The 20,117-nt window shown below is 62.8% G+C and carries 18 protein-coding genes; 1 reads left to right on the top strand and 17 read right to left on the bottom strand.

All coding sequences use genetic code 11. The features are described from left to right. Positions 1-5: 5 nt before the first annotated feature. The 17 genes from argF to HGA39_09005 all read right to left on the bottom strand — a co-directional run bounded on the left by argF (position 6) and on the right by HGA39_09005 (position 19,060). A complete protein-coding gene (gene argF / locus HGA39_09085) occupies positions 6-938 on the bottom strand; it encodes an ornithine carbamoyltransferase (protein NTW29497.1) in 933 nt (310 codons plus the stop codon). A gap of 1 nt (position 939) precedes the next feature. Further along, on the bottom strand, positions 940-2,145 hold the full coding sequence (locus tag HGA39_09080; GenBank protein ID NTW29496.1) for an aspartate aminotransferase family protein: 1,206 nt from the start codon (positions 2,143-2,145) through the stop codon (positions 940-942). Then, on the bottom strand, positions 2,142-3,011 hold the full coding sequence (gene argB, locus HGA39_09075) for an acetylglutamate kinase (protein ID NTW29495.1): 870 nt from the start codon (positions 3,009-3,011) through the stop codon (positions 2,142-2,144). The genes HGA39_09080 and argB overlap by 4 nt, the downstream gene beginning before the upstream one ends. Positions 3,012-3,031: 20 nt before the next feature. After that, the gene (gene argJ / locus HGA39_09070) at positions 3,032-4,252 is read right to left on the bottom strand and encodes a bifunctional glutamate N-acetyltransferase/amino-acid acetyltransferase ArgJ (GenBank protein NTW29494.1); all 1,221 of its coding nucleotides are present in this window, start codon (positions 4,250-4,252) and stop codon (positions 3,032-3,034) included. 35 nt (positions 4,253-4,287) lie between these two features. Next, the gene (locus HGA39_09065; protein NTW29493.1) at positions 4,288-5,331 is read right to left on the bottom strand and encodes an N-acetyl-gamma-glutamyl-phosphate reductase; all 1,044 of its coding nucleotides are present in this window, start codon (positions 5,329-5,331) and stop codon (positions 4,288-4,290) included. 96 nt (positions 5,332-5,427) lie between these two features. Beyond that, positions 5,428-7,863 (bottom strand): phenylalanine--tRNA ligase subunit beta, encoded by a 2,436-nt coding sequence (locus HGA39_09060; GenBank protein ID NTW29492.1) that lies wholly within the window; start codon positions 7,861-7,863, stop codon positions 5,428-5,430. A gap of 37 nt (positions 7,864-7,900) precedes the next feature. Next, entirely contained in the window at positions 7,901-8,962 is a 1,062-nt protein-coding gene (pheS, locus tag HGA39_09055) for a phenylalanine--tRNA ligase subunit alpha (protein NTW29491.1), read from the bottom strand. A gap of 393 nt (positions 8,963-9,355) precedes the next feature. Next, on the bottom strand, positions 9,356-9,748 hold the full coding sequence (locus HGA39_09050) for a hypothetical protein (protein NTW29490.1): 393 nt from the start codon (positions 9,746-9,748) through the stop codon (positions 9,356-9,358). Beyond that, complete coding sequence (locus HGA39_09045; protein ID NTW29489.1) at positions 9,748-10,233, bottom strand: hypothetical protein; 486 nt, start codon at positions 10,231-10,233, stop codon at positions 9,748-9,750. The genes HGA39_09050 and HGA39_09045 overlap by 1 nt, the downstream gene beginning before the upstream one ends. A 213-nt stretch (positions 10,234-10,446) precedes the next feature. Further along, on the bottom strand, positions 10,447-10,806 hold the full coding sequence (gene rplT / locus HGA39_09040; protein ID NTW29488.1) for a 50S ribosomal protein L20: 360 nt from the start codon (positions 10,804-10,806) through the stop codon (positions 10,447-10,449). Positions 10,807-10,864: 58 nt separating this feature from the next. Then, positions 10,865-11,062 carry a 50S ribosomal protein L35 gene (gene rpmI / locus HGA39_09035; protein ID NTW29487.1) on the bottom strand — a complete coding sequence of 66 codons (198 nt, stop codon included), beginning with the start codon at positions 11,060-11,062 and terminating at the stop codon, positions 10,865-10,867. A gap of 14 nt (positions 11,063-11,076) precedes the next feature. Further along, a complete protein-coding gene (locus HGA39_09030; protein ID NTW29486.1) occupies positions 11,077-11,721 on the bottom strand; it encodes a translation initiation factor IF-3 in 645 nt (214 codons plus the stop codon). Positions 11,722-11,926: 205 nt separating this feature from the next. Next, positions 11,927-13,831, bottom strand: coding sequence for a threonine--tRNA ligase (gene thrS, locus HGA39_09025; GenBank protein NTW29485.1), 1,905 nt, complete (start codon positions 13,829-13,831; stop codon positions 11,927-11,929). Between the two features lie 97 nt (positions 13,832-13,928). Then, complete coding sequence (locus tag HGA39_09020; GenBank protein NTW29484.1) at positions 13,929-14,372, bottom strand: zinc ribbon domain-containing protein; 444 nt, start codon at positions 14,370-14,372, stop codon at positions 13,929-13,931. A 79-nt stretch (positions 14,373-14,451) separates the two neighbouring features. Further along, the gene (locus HGA39_09015; GenBank protein NTW29483.1) at positions 14,452-15,807 is read right to left on the bottom strand and encodes a bifunctional folylpolyglutamate synthase/dihydrofolate synthase; all 1,356 of its coding nucleotides are present in this window, start codon (positions 15,805-15,807) and stop codon (positions 14,452-14,454) included. A gap of 23 nt (positions 15,808-15,830) precedes the next feature. Further along, positions 15,831-18,479, bottom strand: a complete 2,649-nt coding sequence (locus tag HGA39_09010; GenBank protein NTW29482.1) for a valine--tRNA ligase — start codon at positions 18,477-18,479, stop codon at positions 15,831-15,833. Positions 18,480-18,559: 80 nt separating this feature from the next. Then, positions 18,560-19,060, bottom strand: a complete 501-nt coding sequence (locus HGA39_09005) for a flavodoxin (protein NTW29481.1) — start codon at positions 19,058-19,060, stop codon at positions 18,560-18,562. Positions 19,061-19,189: 129 nt separating this feature from the next. Between HGA39_09005 and HGA39_09000 the strand changes: the two genes are divergently transcribed. Continuing rightward, entirely contained in the window at positions 19,190-19,951 is a 762-nt protein-coding gene (locus HGA39_09000) for a MerR family transcriptional regulator (GenBank protein ID NTW29480.1), read from the top strand. Positions 19,952-20,117 lie beyond the last annotated feature (166 nt).

Genomic DNA, 20,117 nt, shown 5'->3' with positions numbered 1-20,117 from the left:
TGACCTTAGCCTAAGACGAGCGAGAGCAGAGCCTTCTGGGCATGCAGCCTGTTCTCAGCTTCATCGTAGACAACCGAGTATGCTGCATCGATCACTTCGTCGACGACCTCCTCGCCGCGATGTGCCGGCAGGCAGTGCATGAAGATCGCATCCGGCGCCTGTGCCATCAGCGCCTCGTCAACCCTGAACGGCTCGAATACGCCGAGACGGGCAAGGTGTTCGGCCTCCTGGCCCATGGATGCCCATGTGTCGGTCACAACCACATCCGCCCTCGCCACCGCGGTCGCGGGGTCGTTCCCCAGAGTGATCGTGGCGCCGGTGCGCTCGGCGATCGCCTTCGCCTGCTCCACGACGGCAACCGGAGGCTCGTAGCCCTCTGGAGTCGCAATGGCGACCGACATGCCCGCGAGCGCTCCGCCGAGAAGGTAGGTGTTCGCCATGTTGTTGCCGTCACCAACGTAGGCGAAGCGTACACCCTCGAGCCTGCCGAGATGCTCCCGGATGGTCATGAGGTCTGCAAGACCCTGGCAAGGATGGTGATCGTCTGTCAGGGCGTTGATTACGGGCACCGAGGCGTGCTCGGCGATCTCCTCGACCATCGCCTGAGAGAACGTCCTGATCACGATCGCATCGCAGTAGCGCTCAAGCACCTTGGTGGTGTCGCGCACGCTCTCGCCCCGCGAGAAGGCCCCGTCCGGACCGCTCATGACCACGGGATGGGCGCCCAGCCTCGCACAAGCGACCTCAAACGACACCCGCGTGCGCATCGAGGGCTTCTGGAAGATGAGCGCGACGGACTTGCCCACCAGCGGCATGGGCCGGGAACCTATCGCCCATGTGCGTTTCTGGGCATCGGCGGCATCGAGAATCCTGGCGAGGTCGGCGGGACTCAAGTCGCCGAGACTGAGTAGATCGCGTCCCCTGAGCGGCGTATCCATGTTAGACCGCCAATTCTGTGAGAATATCGGAAATGGTGGCAAGAAGTGTATCAATCTCCGGCTTTTTGCACACGAGTGGTGGCAAGAAACGCAACGTTTCAGGACCCGTATTGTTGAGCACTATGCCCCGGAGCAGAGCGATCCTAGCCACTTCCGCCGCGATCGGGGCGGATAGCGTCACTCCGACCATCAGGCCGCGGCCTCGGACGTCGGTGATCATGCCGGTCGATTCACCCAGCACCATAAGCTCGCGCTTCAGGTACTCGCCAGACTCCTCGGCATTCTCGCCGAGACGTTCGGACACCAGTGCAGAGACTGTCGCACGTCCCGCAGCGCATATCACGGGGCCTCCGCCGAACGTCGAACCGTGATCCCCGGGGACGAACGTATCGGCTACTCTCTCGATCGCCACGATGCCGCCGACGGGAAGGCCGTTGGCCATCGCCTTGGCGACGATCACGACATCGGGGCGGACGCCGAACGCCTGATGCGCGAATGCCGGGCCTGTGCGGAAGAAGCCGGTCTGGACCTCGTCGATTATCAGCAGGCAGCAGCGCTCGTCGCAGATCCTTCTGGCTGCCTCGAGATATTCCGCCGAAAGCGGCCACACCCCACCCTCGCCTTGAATAACTTCGAGCAGGATCGCGGCCACAGTCCCGTCGACTGCAGCCTCAAGCGCGGCGATATCGTTGGCAGGCACGTGGATGAAACCCTCCGGCATCGGCGCGAACGCTTCCTGCTTTGAGGGCTGCCCTGTCGCCGCCAACGCAGCCAACGTCCGCCCGTGGAACGAGCGTTCAAGGCTCACAACCTTGTATGCGCCGGGCTTGTTTGCTCCCGCCCAGCGGCGCGCAAGCTTTATCGCACCTTCAACCGCCTCGGTTCCCGAGTTCGCGAAAAACATCTTCATTCCGCCGCCCAAAAGGGCCACAACCTCGGCCGCCAGCTCTGCGCGGTGCTCGACGTAGAACAGGTTGCTCACGTGAACGAGCTTGGCCGCCTGCTCGGCCAGCGCCGATGTCACAGCAGGGTGCGCATGCCCTAGGTTCACGGCACCGATGCCCGCGATGAAGTCGAGGTACTCTCGCCCGGAATCGTCGTACAGGCGCATGCCTTCGCCGCGCACGAACATGACAGGCTTGCGCGCGTAGGTGTGCATCACAGCCGCTTGGTCGAGCTCCCTCGCGCTGTCGAACTTCTGCGTCATGCGCCCGCCTCCTCACCTTCCGCGATCATGGTGCCCACACCCTGATCGGTGTAGACCTCGAGCAGCAACGCATGCGGCACCGTGCCGTTCAGGATGTGAGCGCGTTTGACGCCACCCTTCAGCGCCGCCACGCAGGCTGCGACCTTGGGCACCATCCCACCGCCGAGCCGATCAGAGACCACCATCTCCTCGGCCTGTGAGGGCGTGAGCGCCGAGATCAGGGTGGAAGGATCGCTCACATCGGCGTACAGACCGTCGACATCAGTAAGGAAGATGACCTTCTCGGCGTGAAGCGCGGCGGCTAGTTCGCCTGCGACCAGGTCGGCGTTCACGTTGAAGCTGCCTCCATCATCCCCGGCTGCAACGGTCGCGACCACGGGGATGAAGCCGTCTTCGATGAGATTCTCGATGATGGTGGTGTCGATCTCGGTCACCTTGCCAACGCGGCCAAGCCTCTCGTCGATTCTGGTGGCGCGCACAAGGTTCCCGTCGTCACCCGAGACGCCCACGGCCAGCCGCCCATGCTGGTTGATCGCCGAGACAAGCTCGGGATTCACCTTGCCGACAAGAACCATCCTGACCAGTTCCATCGCCTCGTCGCTGGTCACGCGCAGCCCGTTACAGAACTCGACCGGCATGCTCAGGCGGTCCATGTAGGACGTTATCTCCGGCCCGCCCCCGTGCACAATGACGGGATTGATGCCGACGAGCTTCATCAAGACGATGTCGCTTGCCACGTCGTCGCGCAGCCCACGATCCGTCATGGCGGCCCCGCCATACTTGATGACGACCGTCCTTCCCCATGTGCGCTTGATCCACGGCAGCGCCTCGGTAAGCGTCGTCGCCTTCTCCAGCAGGCCTGTCATCACCCGTTCGGTTGCTGCACTCATGAGCGGTACTCCCCGTTGATCCTGACGTATTCGTAAGTGAGATCGCATGTCCACACGGTCGAGCGTTCTTCGCCGAGGTTTAAGTTGACCTCGATCTCCACCTCTGTTTGCGCAAGCGCGGCCTTCGCGGCCGTCTCGTCGAACGGCACGGCACCGCCGTCCTTGCACACCTCTATCCCCGCGAATCGAATGTCGAGCGCATCGGGGTCAAGTACGGCACCCGAGCGGCCTGCCGCAGCGGCGACACGGCCCCAGTTGGCGTCGCGACCGAAGATCGCCGTCTTGACCAGTGGCGAGTTCGCGATCGCGAATGCAGCCAGATCGGCGTCACTTGCAGTTGCGGCCCCGAGCACGGTCACGGTAATGAGTTTGGTTGCGCCTTCGCCGTCACGCGCGATCATCTTTGCGAGTTCATTCGCAACCTTCCTGATGGCCTCAGCGAGTGGCACGAACGCAGGGTGATCGCACCCGATAGCCTCCCCGCCAGCTTCGCCGGAAGCCATCAGGACGGCCATGTCGTTCGTGGACGTGTCTGAGTCGACCGTCACCTTGTTGAAAGTCGTCTTGACCGCCGCGCGAAGCGCCTCGTCGCAGGCCGCCGAGGTGAGCGGGGCGTCGGTCGTAAGCACCGCGAGCATCGTCGCCATGTTTGGCGCGATCATGCCGCTGCCTTTCGCCATGCCACCGACCGTATACGTGTGCCCCGACACGGCCACGGCGATGGCCGTCTGCTTCGCGAAAGTGTCGGTGGTCATGATCGCCGCAGCCGCCGAATCGCCATCGGCGGAACCGAGCATCTCGACCGATTCCGGAATTGCTGACAGGATGCGCTCCACAGGGAGAGGAACGCCGATGACTCCTGTCGACGCAACGACGATTTCCTCGGCGGCACACGAGAGCGCGTCGGCGAGTGCAGACGCTGTTGCACGTGCGTCGGCAAGCCCTTGCGCGCCGGTGCATGCGTTCGCATTGCCCGCGTTGATGATAACTGCTCGAGCCACACCCGAAGCCATGTGCTGCCGAGACACCAGCACGGGGGCTGCGGCTACCTTGTTCGTGGTGAATACGGCCGCAGTCGGGACGGGTTTCTCGGCGACGACCAAAGCGAGATCGCGCTTGCCGCCCGACTTGAGGCCGGCACTCACTCCGGATGCAAGAAAGCCGAGAGGGGCCAACACGCCGCCCTCTGCATAGGAAAAGCCGGTACTCTCAAACATGCTACCTCCGAAAAGAACAGCTGACGAACTAGCGCTTAGACCACGGGTGCAGGTCGCTCGAACCCCTCGGTCTCCGGGTACCCGAAGACGGCGTTTGCGCACTGGATGGCCTGACCGGCCGCGCCTTTGCCCAGGTTGTCGATTGCGCAGACTGCCACAAGTGTGTGTGTGCTCTCGTCCACGGCAACGCCGATCGAGGCGCGGTTGGTGCCGCGAACCTCGGCGGTTGATGGCATGCCGCCTGCATCGTGGACGTGCACGAATGGCTCCTTGTGGTAGCGCCCACGGTAGAGGTCGACCGCCTCTGACGTCGTGAAGTTCTCCTCGACTTCGAGGTAGACGGTCGAGAGCAACCCACGCGTCATGGGCACAAGATGCGGAACAAAGGTGAGAGATATCGGAGCCCCGGTGACCTCACTCAGCGTCTGGATGATCTCAGGCGTGTGCCGATGAGTCCCCACCTTATATGGCAGGACTGCCTCATTGGCCGAGACGAAGTGTGCAGCCGCGGTAGGCGTGCGGCCGGCTCCCGAAACGCCGGACTTTGCGTCGACCATGATCCGAGAACCGCCGAGGGCGATGCCCGACTCCAGTGCCGGAAGCGCCGCAAGCACGGTGGCAGTCGGATAGCAGCCCGGGCATGCCACAAGCCGCGCGCCTGCGAGCCGACTGCGATCGAGTTCCGGCAGACCGAACACGGCCTCGGCCAGCAGTTCCGGAGCGGTATGCAGCACCCCGTACCAAGCTTCGTACACCAGAGGGTCCTTCAGCCGGAAGTCGGCGGAAAGATCGATCACTGTGGTGCCTGCAGCAAGCAATGTCGGTACGAGAGCAAGCGCCGCCGTGTGCGGCACCGCGAGAAACGCCACATCGGCAACGGCTGCGATCATCTCGGCATCAGGAGCACTGAACACCACATCGGTCAGACCTGCGAGCGCCGGGTAGACGTTCGCAATCGGTTTCCGGGCATCGTTTGCAGAGGTCGCACATACGAGACGCATGCGCGGATGCCCTAAGACGAGGCGCACGGCCTCAATCCCCGAGTATCCCGCAGCGCCTACGACAGCAACGTTGAGCATGGGACTTTCACCGTCCAATCTGGTTGGTACGGCATAAGTATACACATTAACTGAATAGGATATCTACTTTATCCGCAAATAGTTCACAATAGGCACTCAGGCACGCAGTTCTCCACCCACCGCACTACAGACTTTGCGCACGAGGCGTTCGTGGTTTGCCGCCACTTCTTCTGCCGTCAGCGTCCTGTCTTGCGCGCGGTACACGAGTTCGAACGCCAGCGATTTCTTGCCCGGCTCCACGCCGGGGCCGCGATACACATCAAAAAGCCGAGCCGAGTAGAGTAGTTTTCCGCCCGCCGAGACGATGGATTTTTCGATCTTGCGTGCGGTCACGTCTTCGGGAACCACGATGGCTACATCGAGATCCACGCCCGGGTAGCGCGGCACTTCGCTGAAAGGCTTGACGTCTTGCGCCGATCGCAGGAGCGCTGCGAGGTTCAGTTCGAACGCCGTCACGGGTCCTTGCGTATCGAAAGAATCGAGGACGAGAGGATGGACCTCGCCGAGCCACCCGACGATCTCCCCTGCCATGACGACCTCTGCTGAACGTCCCGGCTGCAGGTGCGGCACCTCGGCAGCCCGCATCTCCACACGAGCCAGGCCGAGTTCGCGCAGAAGAGCCTCAATTACGCCTTTGCCGTCGAAGAACTCAAGGCCCACTGCCGGCTCATTCCATGCCGGCCGGTGCCATGCCCCCGCCAGCACTCCGGCTACAACACCGTGCTCCTTGGGCCGTTTGCGCCCAAGCGACGTGTGAAAGACAGTGCCCGTCTCATAGAGGTGCACGTCTTCAACTCCGCGACGCTGGTTGTAGGAGACCGCCCGCAACAGACCCGGAAGCAATGAACGTCGCAATACGGACTGCTCGGCCGACATCGGGTTGTGCAACTCAACCTGGACTTCGTCCTCGGCCAACGTCTCCCGCATGCGGGCCGGATCGGCGGGGTCGGCGAACGTGTACGTCATCGTCTCGTTGAGTCCCGAAGCCCGAAGCGTCGCGCCAACGCGCTCGCGCCAGCTCTGCTCGCGAGTCAGCGCACCGATTCGACCGCGACCTGCGGGAAGTGTGGCCTCGATGCGATCCATCCCGAAGACACGCAAGATCTCCTCGATCAGGTCGATTTCGCGCTCGAGATCGGGACGAAACGTCGGAACGTCCACGACGAGCGTGACCGCGTCCTCGAGAGCCTCTTCAGGCGCGGCGACAACACAGCCCAGGCGTCCAAGGATCGCGGCAGCCTCCTGTGCGGCGATCTCGGCGCCAAGGATGCCGTTCACCTGCGACATGCGAAGCGATATGCGGCGCGGGACCGCCGGCAGCGGATACTCGTCGACCACACCCGGCGCGACGGTGCCGCCGGCATATTCGGCCATGAGGGCAGCGGCCCGATCGAGCGCCTCGATACAGCCGGCGCGGTCCACTCCCCGCTCGAACCGCATCGACGCCTCGGACACGAGTCCCAGCTGACGGCTTGTCCGGGATATGGATGCCGGGGCAAACGATGCGCTCTCAAGGAGCACGTCTACCGTGCCGGCGTTGACCTCGGTGGCCTCTCCGCCCATGACCCCGGCGAGGGCGATCGGCCCCGAAGGATCGGTTATCAGAAGCGAATCGGCGGTGAGCCTGCGCTCAACCCCGTCCAGCGTCTTGAGAGTCTCGCCGTCTTGTGCTCGACGAACGCCGATACGGATCCGTCCATCGGCGTCACGAGCGAGCAGCCCCGCATCAAACGCATGAAGGGGATGGCCGAGCTCGAACATGACGTAGTTCGTGATATCGACGATATTGGAGATCGGGCGGGCCCCCGCCGCAACAACACGTTCGACAAGCCACTCCGGTGAGGAGCCTATTCTGACTCCGCGAATCAGGCGGGCCGCATACCGCGGGCACAACTCGGCGTCCTCGATGGCCACCGCGACACTCTCGGCGATCGGTTCACCGGACTCGGCGGGTTTGGACGGGAGAATTCGCACCCCATGGTCCAAGACTGCCCCGACCTCGCGTGCGACCCCGGCCACCGACAGGCAATCGGGTCTGTTCGGAGTGATTTCCAACTCGAGGACATCGTCCGAAAGCCCCCTGTAGGCGGCAAACGATTGCCCGACCGGTGCCTCGGCCGGCAGAATCAGCAGCCCGTCATGGGCGCCACCGAGTCCCAACTCATCCGCCGAGCAGTTCATGCCGTTGCTCGCAACACCCCGTAGCTTCGACTTCTTGATCGTCAGACCATTAGGCAGCGTGGCGCCTACAAGTGCGACGGGAACCTTGTCGCCTGCCTCGAAATTCTGCGCACCGCACACGATTGTCAGCGGTTCGGCATCTCCAACATCGATCGTTGTCACCCAGAGCCGATCGGCCTCCGGATGACGTTCCTTCGCCAGAATCCGGCCCACGACGACGCCCTTAAGCGCGGCGCCGGTGTGGTGCACGGCCTCCACGGCCGTTCCGGTCAGATCGAGCCGGTCGACGAACTCCTTGATGTCGATCGGCACATCGACAAGCTCTCTGAGCCATTTCAACGAAACGAGCATGTCCGTTTCAGTCCTTTCGCGTCTTTGTACGTAGAGGTTAGAACTGGCGCAGAAAGCGCATGTCGCCTTCCAGCAGCAAGCGCAGGTCCGGAATGTTGTACTTGAGTGCCGCGATACGCTCGACACCCATGCCGAAAGCAAACCCGGTGTAGACCTCCGGGTCGATGCCCACATACGCAAAGACGTTCGGGTCGACCATGCCGCACCCGAGAATCTCAAGCCAGCCGGTTCCTTTGCAGAAACGGCACCCCGCGCCTTCACAGATTCCGCATGAGACGTCCACCTCGGCCGAAGGCTCGGTGAACGGGAAGAAGTGCGGGCGAAAACGCGTGCGCCTGTCCGGGCCGAAGATCGCCTTGCAGATGTGGTCAAGCGTGCCCTTGAGATCGCCAAATGTGATGCCCTTGTCCACCACGAGGCCCTCAATCTGATTGAATTGCGGCAGGTGACTGGGGTCTGCAATGTCTCGGCGATACACCCGTCCCGGCGCGAGAATATAGATCGGGGGCTCTTGGCTTTCCATGACACGAACCTGCACCGGGCTGGTCTGCGTGCGCAGCAGTACGTCGCTCTCGCTCTCAACTGCGGCCTTATCGCCCGACAGGTCGCGCACATAGAACGTGTCCTGCAGGCTGCGAGCCGGGTGGTCGGGCGGCGTGTTGAGTGCGGTGAAGTTGTAGTAGTCGAGTTCGACTTCGGGGCCTTCGGCAATCTTGTAGCCCAGCCCGAGGAGCACATCGATCACCTCGGCGGTGATCTGCTCGATCAAGTGACGGCTGCCGATGGGTCTCCCCCGCCCGGGAAGTGTCACGTCGACTGCGCCTGCAAGAATGCGGGCTTCGAGTTGAGCTGCGGAAAGATCGGCGTGCCGAGCCTCAATCGCACCCTCCAGCGCCACGCGTACTTCATTGGCGACCTTGCCCGCAAGCGGGCGCTCCTCCAAAGGCAGCGTCCCCAGTCCGCGAAGGACGGCCGTGAGCGATCCCTTTTTGCCGAGGAGTTCGACCCGCGTGGCGTCGAGCGTTTCGAGATCGGCGGCGGCCGAGGCGGCCGAGACCCCTTCTTCCTTGAGGCGCATCAAATCGTCGGTGATGCCCATATCGCGTTTCGCACCTTTCGCTCTCGTGGTCCCGTGCAAAATGTAGCGGGAGTCCCGTCTTCCCGTCGTTGAGCGTTCCTACGCCCAAGGACGAGGGACGAGACCCCCGCGGTACCACCTCGGTTGACCGCCGCCGAAGCAACGAGTCCTCTCCGGCAACGCATACTCGCGCTGCAGCATCCACGGGCCTCTCACCCATGCGATCCGATATCGGAGATTCCGGCTTTCCTACTGCGCACACAGGTGTGCTGTTCAGATCGCGGCTGTTGGAGTGAACCGTTGCGCGCCGTCCGTGGGGCCCTTCCAGTCAAGAGGCCGTTCCCTGGTCGTACGACTCAATAAGCGCAGCGCCGTCTCCGTCATTGCCGTCACTATTCTCGATGTGGTGTCATCCTAGCGTACACGTGCCCTTTGCCGCCAGCTTTGTATCCACGCACCTACCGGTATCACGGCCACGACACGACCACTGACGGCCCAACCCGGCGAACTGGCCCGATCCGCAATGGGATTTGCATCCCCTTTCGTCTGAACGGTTCCATCCGGCGAAACACACACTACGCGATGCAGGAACCGCGGCTGACCCGCCAACTCAATAAGCGCGATGTCGCCATTCAGCACAGGGGCGTGGCGGTAAACGATCGCGATATCGCCCGGCACCAGCGCCGGACTCATCGATGCGCCACTTGCCCGCACCGGAAGCCACACGCAGAGAGCCAGCCAGACAAGCAGACCGACAAGCGCGATGCCCGCAGCCGATGCAAGATTGCCCTGAAGTCTCTGCTGCATCAGTGCGCCTGTTCGGCGTCCACGTACAGCGAGAGCTTCACATAGTCTTCAGCCAACGAATTCGTGGCCGACGCCGGAAGGCCGATCTCGAAGACGTATTCGCAGCTGGCGCCCGGCGACAGGCGCAGAGCAGTCGTGCTCATCGCAGAAAGCGGCCCGGAATAGAGCTGCGTCCCCGCGCACGACACCTGCGCCGTCAGAGCAGCATAGAACTCCGTGATTCCCGCCTTCTTCGACGCTGTCACTATGACGTCACACGGCAGCGAGCCGTCGTTGTAGATCGACATCGTCCGCGCCACGGTCGCCCCCGGCGCCAGCGCGTCGATCGCGAGCGGCGTTGCAGTAGGCAGTGTCGAGATCGCCACCGAGCCGGCACGTATCACGCTATCGGGCACCTGGACCTGTGTCGTGAAGTAGGCTCCCGCCGAACCGATCGCAAGGGCCGAGATCGCGCCCAATGCCGTCAACAGTATCTTTCTTAGCATGGTTCCTCCTCGAAGAGGTGTGCCGCCGAGGGGAAACGGCGTGGATAGTGTTTGTGGCCGGCTGGCGCCAAGCCGCCCACGCCCACTGTCCGACAACAGCCTTTCGGAAGGTTTACCGAAAGCCTTGCGCGCTGATGACTCGCCCGAAGAAACGCCGATGACCCCCTCGCTGAGGGGGTCATCGGAATTGCGTCTCTATGCTCTGGCGAAAGCCTAGGCTGCGTGCGCCTGCTTGGCCAACTCCACCAGCTTGGCAAACGAAGCCGCATCCGTGATCGCCATGTCCGAGAGGACCTTGCGGTCAAGAGTGATCGCGGCCTTCTTGAGCCCGTTCATGAACACCGAGTACGACAGCCCGTTGATGCGGGCCGCGGCATTGATGCGGGTGATCCACAGGCGCCGGATCTCACGCTTCTTGTTGCGGCGGTCACGATAGGCGTATTGCATTGAGTGCTGAGTCTGCTCTTTGGCAGCGCGGTAACTGCGACTCTTGTTTCCGTAGTAACCCTGTGCGCGGCCAAGAACTGTGCGGCGCTTCTTCTTGGCCGTCATTGAGCGTTTTACGCGTGGCATCGGTAGATCACTCCTCGAGTCTTCAAAGAATAAGAAAGAACTGTGGGCAGGGAGGCGACTAGCCTATCCCGAGGCCCTTCTTGATCACGTTCGTGTCGGCCTGCGAGACGATGGTCTCCTGACGGAAGCCACGCTTGCGCTTGGGCGACTTCTTCTCGAGGATGTGGCTCTTGAATGCCTTGCCCCGAACGATCTTCCCGGTACCGGTCACCCGGAACCGCTTGGCGGTCCCTTTGTGGGTCTTCATTTTCGGCATGTCTGCCCTTCCTCCTAATTCTCGTCAGCCGGAGACGAATCGTCCCCTGCGTCGATATCGGTGTCGGTCGCGCCTTCCTTGCCTTCCTTTTTCCGAGCCGGAGTAAGGAGCATGTGCATGTTGCGCCCCTCCAGCTTGGGGGAAGTTTCCACAATGGCCGTCTCGCCGAGATCGGCTGCGAGTTTCTCAAGAATGTTAAGACCGAGTTCGGGATGCGACATCTCTCGACCACGGAACATGATCGTGATCTTGACCTTGGCGCCCGAATCCAGGAATCGCACCACGTGCTTCTTCTTGGTCTCGTAGTCGTGCTTGTCAATCTTGGGGCGAAACTTGATTTCCTTGATCTCGATCTTTGTCTGGTGCTTTCGTGCGAGCTTCTCCTTCTGGATCTGCTCGTACTTAAACTTGCCGTAGTCCATGATGCGGCAGACCGGGGGATCGGCCAGCGGCGCGATCTCGACGAGGTCCAGGTCCTGATCCTCGGCGATGCGCTGAGCGTCCTGCATAGCGAAGATGCCAAGCTGACTGCCATCGACGCCGATGAGACGGCATCGCGGCACACGGATGCGTTCGTTGATCCTTGGTTCCGTGCTGCTGCTGCTGATAGGCAGCTCACCTCCGTGTGTCCGGTCCCTGCTAGGGCCTACGTTGATCACAAAACAAAACTCCCGTCGCCCTTGGCAAGGCTGACGGGAGATGCAGCCCGAGGATTCGCCCGGTGTACGGGCCCTCGGATATGGATCGCATCGACCAGACAGCTGCACGTGGCGCCGAAAGGTGGGAACCGCAGGGCCTCAAAGACCCCGAATTCCACTTGTAAGCGGTATTCGTTATTCAGTTAGCGTCGGAAGTATACCCGCGCTACGGCTTCTCGGCAAGAACCATCTCTGCGAACGCCGAGACGCCCATGGCGCCGGTGTCCCCGTGCGTACGCTCGCGCACGGATACGGTATCCGTCTCGACTTCCTTGTCGCCGATCACCAGCATGTAGGGAACCTTCTGCTGCTGTGCCTTCGCGATCTTGACGCGCATCGGCTCGTTTGCCGAGTAGACCTCGGTGCGCAGGCCTAACGTGCGCAGGCGCTTGGAGACGGACTCCGTGTGTTCCAGATGGCGATCCGAAATCGGGATGAGTACCGCCTGGATAGGCGCAAGCCACGTCGGGAACGCCCCGGCGTAGTGCTCGATCAGGATGCCGAAGAAGCGCTCCATGCTGCCCAGGATCGTGCGGTGCAGCATGAACGGCGTCGCCTCGGTGTTCTCGGCGGTGCGGTACGTGAGGCCAAATCTGGCCGGGAAGTTGAAATCGACCTGGATCGTTGAGCACTGCCACGTACGACCGATCGCATCTTTGAGCTTGATGTCGATCTTGGGGCCGTAAAACGCCCCGTCGCCCTCGTTGATCTCGAAGTCGATACCACGCTCCTTGAGCGTTTCGATGAGCGCATCCGTCGCAATCGCCCAGTCCGCATCCTCACCGATCGACTTCTCGGGGCGCGTGGAGACCTCCGCCGAGTACTCGAAACCGAAGACGCCCATGACGTAGTCGACGAAGTCGAGCATGCCGATGACCTCGTCGTGGACTTGCTCGGCCGTGCAGAAGATGTGGGCGTCGTCCTGAGTGAAGCCACGAGCACGCATGAGGCCGTGTACGACACCGGAAAGCTCATGACGGTACACGGTGCCAAACTCGCTGATGCGCATCGGCAGATCGCGGTAGCTGCGCACATCGTTTGCGAAGATCAGGACGTGGCCGGGGCAGTTCATGGGCTTGACCGCATACTCGTTGGTCTTGCCCTCCCCTTCGTCGATGTTGAAGAAGTACATGTTCTCGCCGTAGAAGTCGTAGTGCCCACTGATCTTCCACACGTCGGTCTTGTAGATATGTGGCGTGATGGCCTCTTCGTAGCCGCGCTCGTAGAGCACACCGCGCAGCCACTCCTGCATGAGCCGCAGCACGCGCGCACCCTTGGGGTGGTAGATCGGCAGGCCCGCGCCCGCGACCTCGTGGAAGCTGAAGAGATCGAGTTCCTTGCCCAACTTGCGGTGGTCGCGCTTCTCGGCCTCCTCGATGCGGGTGAGGTAGGCCTCCAGGTCCTTCTGCGTGAACCATGCGGTGCCGTAGATGCGCTGAAGCATCGGACGCTTCGAGTCGCCGCGCCAGTAGGCCCCGGCGATCTTGGTCAGCTTGAACGCACCGATGAAACCGGTGTTGGGCAGATGCGGTCCGCGACACAGGTCGGTGAAGTTGCCTTGGCGGTAGATCGAGATCGTCTCGCCCTCAGGAAGCTCGGAGATGAGCTCGCGCTTGAGGTCCTGCTGTTCGAACTCGTCCCACGCCTCGAGCCTGTCAAGCTCGGTGCGCTTGAACGGCAACTCCTCGGCGACTATCTGGCTCATGCGCTCCTCGATCGCCGTCAGGTCTTCCGGCGTGAACGGGCGGCCGATCTCGAAGTCGTAGTAGAAACCGTCCTCAATCGCGGGGCCGATACCGAACTGCGCCATCGGAAAGAGGTCCTTGACCGCCTCGGCCATCACGTGCGCAGCCGAGTGGCGCAGAATGTGGAGTGCTTCGGGGCTCTTACTCGTGATGATCTCCACAGAGTCGCCTTCGCCGAGAACCTCGCCGACGTCCACGAGCTTGCCGTTGACCTTGCCTGCAAGAGCGGAGGCTGCCAAACGCGGGCCGATCGTCTCCGCGAGTCCGAAAACCGTCGACCCTTCGGGGATTACCTTCAGAGTGCCGTCCGGAAGCCCTACGGTGATATCTGGCATTGCTGTCTCGCTCTCCTCTTATGAAGCTGCCCCGCATCGGATACGGGGCAGCGCGATGCGTACTGCTCGAGCCTCTCCGAACTGCGCCCTATTGCTTAGTAGCACAGTAGGGGCAGACATTCCATTCCAACTCGAGCGCATGACCGCAGCTGGTGCAGGGCTTGCGAAGTGTAGCCATGCACTTGGGGCACACGATGTAGTCTTCCTGAACGAAACTCTGACATCTGGAACACGTCTGGTGGTCGCGCCGCAACTCCGTCTCGCGTGCCAAGATCTCCAGCTCGCGCTCGCGGGTGTCCTCAAGAGTCTCAGGCGGGCGAACCACGATATAGAACACAAGGGCGATCGGGAAGAACACGATCGAAACGGCGATCACGAGCGCCCAGAACCAGCCCATGGCGCCTCGGCGGTTAGCGTCGCGAAACGTCCAGAATATGGTCGCCGCATAGAGGACTATCGCGAAGAGTGCGATAAGCTGTTCGGCCAGCTTGAAAGCGGGGCTCGTGAGGATCGGTGCAAGCAATTCAGTCATCAATGTCCCTTTCAGACAACTCGCGTCCGTCCCTGGCACGCAAGCGAGATTCTAACAGAAGGTCGCATGACGGCGCAGATCAGCGGCTGAGTGTTGTCGAATCGTCGAGCAGCAACCCGCGCGCTTCACCGGCGGTCGTGATGCTTCCCGTCACGAGGAGGCCTTCCGGCGTGAGGGAAATCAAGGCGGCCAGCGCCTGGGCCACGCTTGAGAACACGCCTTCGGGCGCCTCCCCCGTTACTCGCTCGACCAATTCGGCCAGCGCATCGGCGGACATCGCTCGAGGGGATCGCGACTGCGTGACGACGATGCGGGAGGCCACCGGCGCGAGCGCGCGAACGATGCCCTCGGCGTCCTTGTCGGCGAGGATGCCGAGAAGGACGGCCGGCCGCGCATCGGGGAACGCCTCGCGAACGGCGTCGGCGAGAACGGATGCGGCCTGCGGGTTGTGCGAGCCGTCGACGACGATGGGCGGGTTCTCGCGGACCAGCTCGAAGCGGCCGGGGATCGCCAGCCTGCCGAGGGCTTCCCGCGCGCGATCGGCCGATAGCGCGCGCCCAAGCGCGGCCTCGGCGGCTCCGACAGCCACGGCGATGTTGGCGGCTTGGTAGCTCGCACCGCGCAGCGCCAAGGCGCCGTACGCGCCGTGGACGCCAGTGACATCCACCACGACGCTGCCGCCCGGGCGGTCAGGACGCGCGGCGAGCCGGTAGCGCACGGTGAGCGTCTCGGACACCGGCGTGGGCTCACCCACCGCGCGCACCGCCCGTGCGTGCGTGTCCACGCTCTCGGCGCGCTCTAGGAAGATCGCATCCAGGCCGACGACACCGGGGCCCAGCACGGGGCTCGACGCGGGCCTGATGATCGCGGCCTTCTCGGCGGCGATGGCTTCGAGCGTATCGCCGAGGATTGCGGTGTGATCGAGACCGACACCGGTGATGACGGCCACGCTGGGAGACGCGACGCTCGTGGCGTCCCAGCGCCCGCCCATCCCCACTTCGAGCACCGCGAAGTCGACCGAGCGCTCGCGGAAGAGCCACAGCGCGCCGGCGGTCAGGAGCTCGAACTGCGTGAAGCCGGCCGCAGTTCCGATAACACCTTCGCCGCGCAGGCGCTCCGCGGCGCGGACGGCGGCCTCGATCGCGAGCGCGAAATCGGCATCGGAAACCACCGCGCCGTCGATCTCGATGCGGTCGGGGTTGCGCTGAAGCTCAGGGCTCGTGTAGAGCCCGACCCGGAAGCCCTCGGCGCGAAGCAGCGCTGCGGTGATCCGCGACGTCGACGTCTTGCCGTTGGTGCCCGTGATCTGCACGGAGGCGAAGCTGTCTTGCGGCCTGCCAAGCTCGTCGACCAGCTCCGTAACGCCTTCAAGCGACGGATTCACGCCGAAGATGGCGGCCCCTTTGAGCGCCGCCTGCACTTCGTCGTACGTCATCTCGCCGAGCCTTTCAGCATCTCTTAAGCCAACTCGGCGAGCTGGGCTTCGAGGAGCATCAGCGCATCGGTCAACTCGGCCGCACGGGCGCGGTCCTTCTCAACGATCTCCGGCGCGGCTTTCGCAAGGAATCCTTCATTCGAAAGCTTGCCCTCGAGCCGTTTGAGCTCTGTGGCTGCCTTATCGCGGTCGCGTCCGAGGCGCGCGGCCTCAGCTTCGAAGTCCACAAGGCCCTCCAGCGGAATGTAGATCTCCATCCCGCTCGCAATCACCGTCGCCGAGTGCGCGGGCTTCGCAACATCCACCCCTGCCGAGAACGACGCGACGCCTGCAAGTGATGCCATCCCGCCGAACTCGCTCTCGACCCACTGGTTCTCGGCGTCCCCGGTCGTCCTGATCGCGATCGTGAGACCCTGCTTGGGTGGGATCGTGTAGCGCGCGCGCACTGCGCGCACACCTACGATCACCTCGATGAGGCGGCTGATCGAGCGCTCAGCGCCTTCGTCGGCGAATCGCGAGAGCGCATTGGCGTTGGGCCACGCGGCGATCATGAGCGAATCGGCGCGGTCGGCATCCGGCAGAGGCAGCGTGCGCCAGATCTCGTCGGTCACAAACGGCATCATCGGGTGCAGCAGGCGTAGTGCCTGATCGAGCACAAAGACCAGCACACGCTGCACAGCCAACCGGTGCTCTCCGCCAGCCGCAAGACGCGACTTGGAAAGCTCGATGTACCAATCGCAGAACTCGTTCCAGAAGAAGTCGTAGAGCGCACGGGCGGTCTCGCCGAACTCGTAGGTGTCGAGGCCCTCATCGACGCGGGCGGAGAGATCCGCGAGGCGCGAGAGGATCCAGCGGTCGGCGACCTTCTCGGCGACTGGAGGGCCGGGAATGTAGCCCTCAAGGTTCATCGACACGAAACGGCTGGCGTTCCAGATCTTGTTGGCGAAGTTGCGACTCGATATGAGCTTCTCCTCGGCGAACTTGATGTCCTGACTACCGGTGAGCTGGAGCATCAGGCCGAAACGCATGCCGTCGGCGCCGTAATGCTCCATGAGATCGAGCGGATCGACGCCGGTGCCCAGCGACTTGCTCATGCGCTTGCCCTCGGCGTTGAAGACCGTCGGGTGGATGATGACGTCGGCGAAAGGAATGTCACCAGGAAACGACAGCCCGCTCATCACCATGCGCGCGACCCAGAGGAACAGGATGTCGCGAGCGGTTGAGAGCACATTGGTCGGGTAGAAGTAGCCGAGCTCGGGCGTCTCTTCGGGCCAGCCGAGCGTGGCAAACGGCCACAGTTGAGACGAGAACCACGTGTCGAGCACGTCTTCGTCCTGGCGAACCGGTGCGCCGCACACCGGGCAGGTGGCCAGGTCGTCCATCGAAGCGACCGTCTCGCCGCACGCGTCGCAGTAGAACACCGGAATGCGGTGACCCCACCAGAGCTGGCGCGAAATGCACCAGTCGCGGATGTTCTCCATCCAGTGGTAATAGACGTTCTCCCAGCGCTTGGGATGGTAGGTGACGGAGCCATCGCGCACGACTTCAATGGCCGGCGCCGCAAGAGGTTTCATGTCGACGAACCACTGGTCGGAGAGCCACGGCTCCACCACGGTGTGACAGCGGTAGCAGTGCCCGACGGAGTGCATGTGCTCGTCGATCTTCACGAGCAGCCCCTGCGCCTCGAGGTCGTCCAGCACCCGCTTGCGCGCCTCGTAGCGATCGAGCCCCGCGTAGGCGCCGCCCTCGGCCGCGATGGTCGCGTCGGCGTTCATGATGTTGATCTTGGCGACTCCGTGCCGCTCGCCGATCTCGAAGTCGTTGGGGTCGTGAGCGGGCGTGACCTTGACCGCACCCGTCCCGAACGCCGGGTCGACGTAGGCGTCCGCCACAATCGGGATCTCGCGCCCGACAAGCGGGAGCACCACAGTCGCGCCGATGAGATCGCGGTAGCGCTCGTCATCCGGGTTCACGGCCACGCACGTGTCACCGAGCATCGTCTCCGGGCGCGTGGTCGCAACCACTATGTGGTCTCGGCTTCCCACGGGCTCCTTCAGTGGATAGCGAATGAACCACAGGCTCCCGTCGACATCCTCATGTTCGACCTCGATGTCGGACAGCGCAGTTGAACAGCGTGGGCACCAGTTGATGATGCGCTTGCCGCGATAGACAAGCCCTGCCTCGAACCAGTCCACGAAGACCCTGCGCACCGCGATCGCATAACCCGGATCCATCGTGAAGCGTTCGTTGTCGTAGTCGCACGAGCACCCCATCGCCTTGAGCTGGCCGATGATGGTCGACCCGTGCTCGCGGCGCCAGTCCCAACACGCTTCGATGAACGCCTCACGGCCCACGTCATGGCGTGACCTGCCCTCGGCCGCGAGCTTCTGCTCCACCTTGTTCTGTGTCGCGATGCCCGCGTGGTCCGTGCCGACGACCCACAGCGTCGGCCGGCCCGTCATGCGCTGACGCCGCACGACGACGTCTTGGATTGTGTTGTTGAGCGCATGGCCCATGTGCAACGAGCCGGTTACGTTGGGCGGCGGGATGACGACCGAGTACGGCGCTACCCCCGGAACGATCTTCGCCGAGAAGTAGCCACCCTTCTGCCATGAGGCGAAGATTGCGGCTTCAACGGCCTTGGGATCGTATGCCTTGGGGAGTTCGGTCATCGTGTGAGCATCCTTGTCGTGTCGCGGCGCCAAAGTGTGCTCACGATTGTAGGCGATGACGCACGGAAGCGCATGCGGCGCTAGCTGCCCATCAACTTCGCAAGGTCGGCGCCCCATTGCCTCGCCCGTTCCAGCTCACCTTTGCGCAAAGGCCCGTAGCCTCCCTCAACGATGAAGCGCTCGGCCTTGCTGATCGGAAAGTACCCCGCCCGTTCCAGGCCGCGGGAAATCGTCGGCGCCGAACCGCGAGGCGACCACCAGATGCGCGTTTCAAACGCGGCGGAACGGCCGCTGCCCTCGGGCAGCGCATCGAGCCACGACCGCATCGACGGGTGTGACAGATCAGGAGCCTTGGGCGCTTTGCCCGGGTTGACCCGCAGGTTCTCGCGCATCTGCTCAGTCGGTAGACTGAAACCGAGCACGGGCGCTCCGGCCACTATCAGGTCCGCATCGCCCACCGCCGATCCGAACGCCTCGGTAGTCGAGAGGGCGCGCGTGCCGTTGCCCAGACCTTCCGCGATGGCTTGAGCTATGGCAGCAGTGTTCCCCCACAGCGATTCGTATACGACTATGGCTTGCATTCTCTCTCCCCTCCCTATCGGTTTGCACAGGTGATACCCATCGTAGTCGCCGATGCATCAGAAATCGATAAGCGGGTATTGACCCTGACGTAGCGTAAGGGTTTACGCTGCTGCATGGAGGCGAATGCGATGGCGTACACAGTTGGCGAAGTGGCGAAGCTTGCACACGTGAGCGTGCGAACACTGCACCATTATGACGAACTCGGACTTCTTGTTCCGTCGGAACGCTCTGAAGCCGGCTACCGGCTCTACTCGCTCGAGGATCTGGAGAAGCTCCAGCAGGTCATGTTCTACAAAGAACTTGGATTCGGACTTGAAGAGATCGGAGCCCTCATGGCCGATCCCACGTTCGATCGCCGAGAGGCCCTTATGACCCAACGCATTCTGGTTGCCGAGCAAGCGCTCAGGCTGGAGGCTCTGGTCGGCCTTATCGACAAGACAATCGCGTCTTTGGAAGGTGGCATCAAGATGACGAAGGAAGATATGTTCGAGGTGTTCGGCGACTTCGATCCGTCCGAGTACGAGGACGAGGTCAAGGACCGCTGGGGCGAAACCGACGCGTACAGGGAATCGGCCCGCAGGGCGAAGCGCTACACGAAGGAGGACTGGAAGCGCTTCAAGGAAGAGAGCGAGGACATCAACAACGCGATCGCGGCGTTGATGGACGCAGGCGTCGAACCCGATGATGTAAGAGCAATGGATGCCGTAGAGCGCCATCGGCTTCAGATAGACCGCTGGTTTTACCCATGCTCCCGGGAAATGCACGCACAGCTCGGCAAGATGTACATCGCCGGCCCGCGCTTCACGGCGACGTACGAGAAGATCCGGCCGGGCATGGCGCACTACGTCTGCGACGCGACCACCGCAAATGCGGCTCGCAAACAAGCATGAGCCCACCACCGATTCAAGAATGAAGGGCGATCCGCATCGGTGGACCGCGCCCCTAAAGTTGGACCCGGAATGAAAGTTCCGGGTCCAACTCTCTTTTTGGGGGTGATGTCATGAAATGGGATGATGCAACAAAGACGGAGGCAGCGGAGCTCTTCTACGCAGGCTA

It is taken from the genome of Coriobacteriia bacterium (genome assembly GCA_013336165.1).
Classification (GTDB): domain Bacteria; phylum Actinomycetota; class Coriobacteriia; order Anaerosomatales; family JAAXUF01; genus JAAXUF01.
This window is presented reverse-complemented; position numbering and strand designations above follow the sequence as displayed.

Excerpts from the sequence above, each read along its gene's own strand:
- HGA39_09015 (NTW29483.1), bottom strand. The coding sequence starts at position 15,807 with ATGACGTACGACGAAGTGCAGGCGGCGCTCAAAGGGGCCGCCATCTTC.
- HGA39_09065 (NTW29493.1), bottom strand. The coding sequence starts at position 5,331 with ATGCTCAACGTTGCTGTCGTAGGCGCTGCGGGATACTCGGGGATTGAG.
- HGA39_09080 (NTW29496.1), bottom strand. The coding sequence starts at position 2,145 with ATGACGCAGAAGTTCGACAGCGCGAGGGAGCTCGACCAAGCGGCTGTG.
- argB (NTW29495.1), bottom strand. The coding sequence starts at position 3,011 with ATGACAGGCCTGCTGGAGAAGGCGACGACGCTTACCGAGGCGCTGCCG.
- rpmI (NTW29487.1), bottom strand. The coding sequence starts at position 11,062 with ATGCCGAAAATGAAGACCCACAAAGGGACCGCCAAGCGGTTCCGGGTG.
- HGA39_09005 (NTW29481.1), bottom strand. The coding sequence starts at position 19,060 with ATGCAAGCCATAGTCGTATACGAATCGCTGTGGGGGAACACTGCTGCC.
- HGA39_09060 (NTW29492.1), bottom strand. The coding sequence starts at position 7,863 with ATGCTCGTTTCGTTGAAATGGCTCAGAGAGCTTGTCGATGTGCCGATC.
- HGA39_09000 (NTW29480.1), top strand. The coding sequence starts at position 19,190 with ATGGCGTACACAGTTGGCGAAGTGGCGAAGCTTGCACACGTGAGCGTG.
- rplT (NTW29488.1), bottom strand. The coding sequence starts at position 10,806 with ATGCCACGCGTAAAACGCTCAATGACGGCCAAGAAGAAGCGCCGCACA.
- HGA39_09050 (NTW29490.1), bottom strand. The coding sequence starts at position 9,748 with ATGCAGCAGAGACTTCAGGGCAATCTTGCATCGGCTGCGGGCATCGCG.
- argF (NTW29497.1), bottom strand. The coding sequence starts at position 938 with ATGGATACGCCGCTCAGGGGACGCGATCTACTCAGTCTCGGCGACTTG.
- HGA39_09010 (NTW29482.1), bottom strand. The coding sequence starts at position 18,479 with ATGACCGAACTCCCCAAGGCATACGATCCCAAGGCCGTTGAAGCCGCA.
- HGA39_09020 (NTW29484.1), bottom strand. The coding sequence starts at position 14,372 with ATGACTGAATTGCTTGCACCGATCCTCACGAGCCCCGCTTTCAAGCTG.
- pheS (NTW29491.1), bottom strand. The coding sequence starts at position 8,962 with ATGGGCATCACCGACGATTTGATGCGCCTCAAGGAAGAAGGGGTCTCG.
- HGA39_09045 (NTW29489.1), bottom strand. The coding sequence starts at position 10,233 with ATGCTAAGAAAGATACTGTTGACGGCATTGGGCGCGATCTCGGCCCTT.
- argJ (NTW29494.1), bottom strand. The coding sequence starts at position 4,252 with ATGTTTGAGAGTACCGGCTTTTCCTATGCAGAGGGCGGCGTGTTGGCC.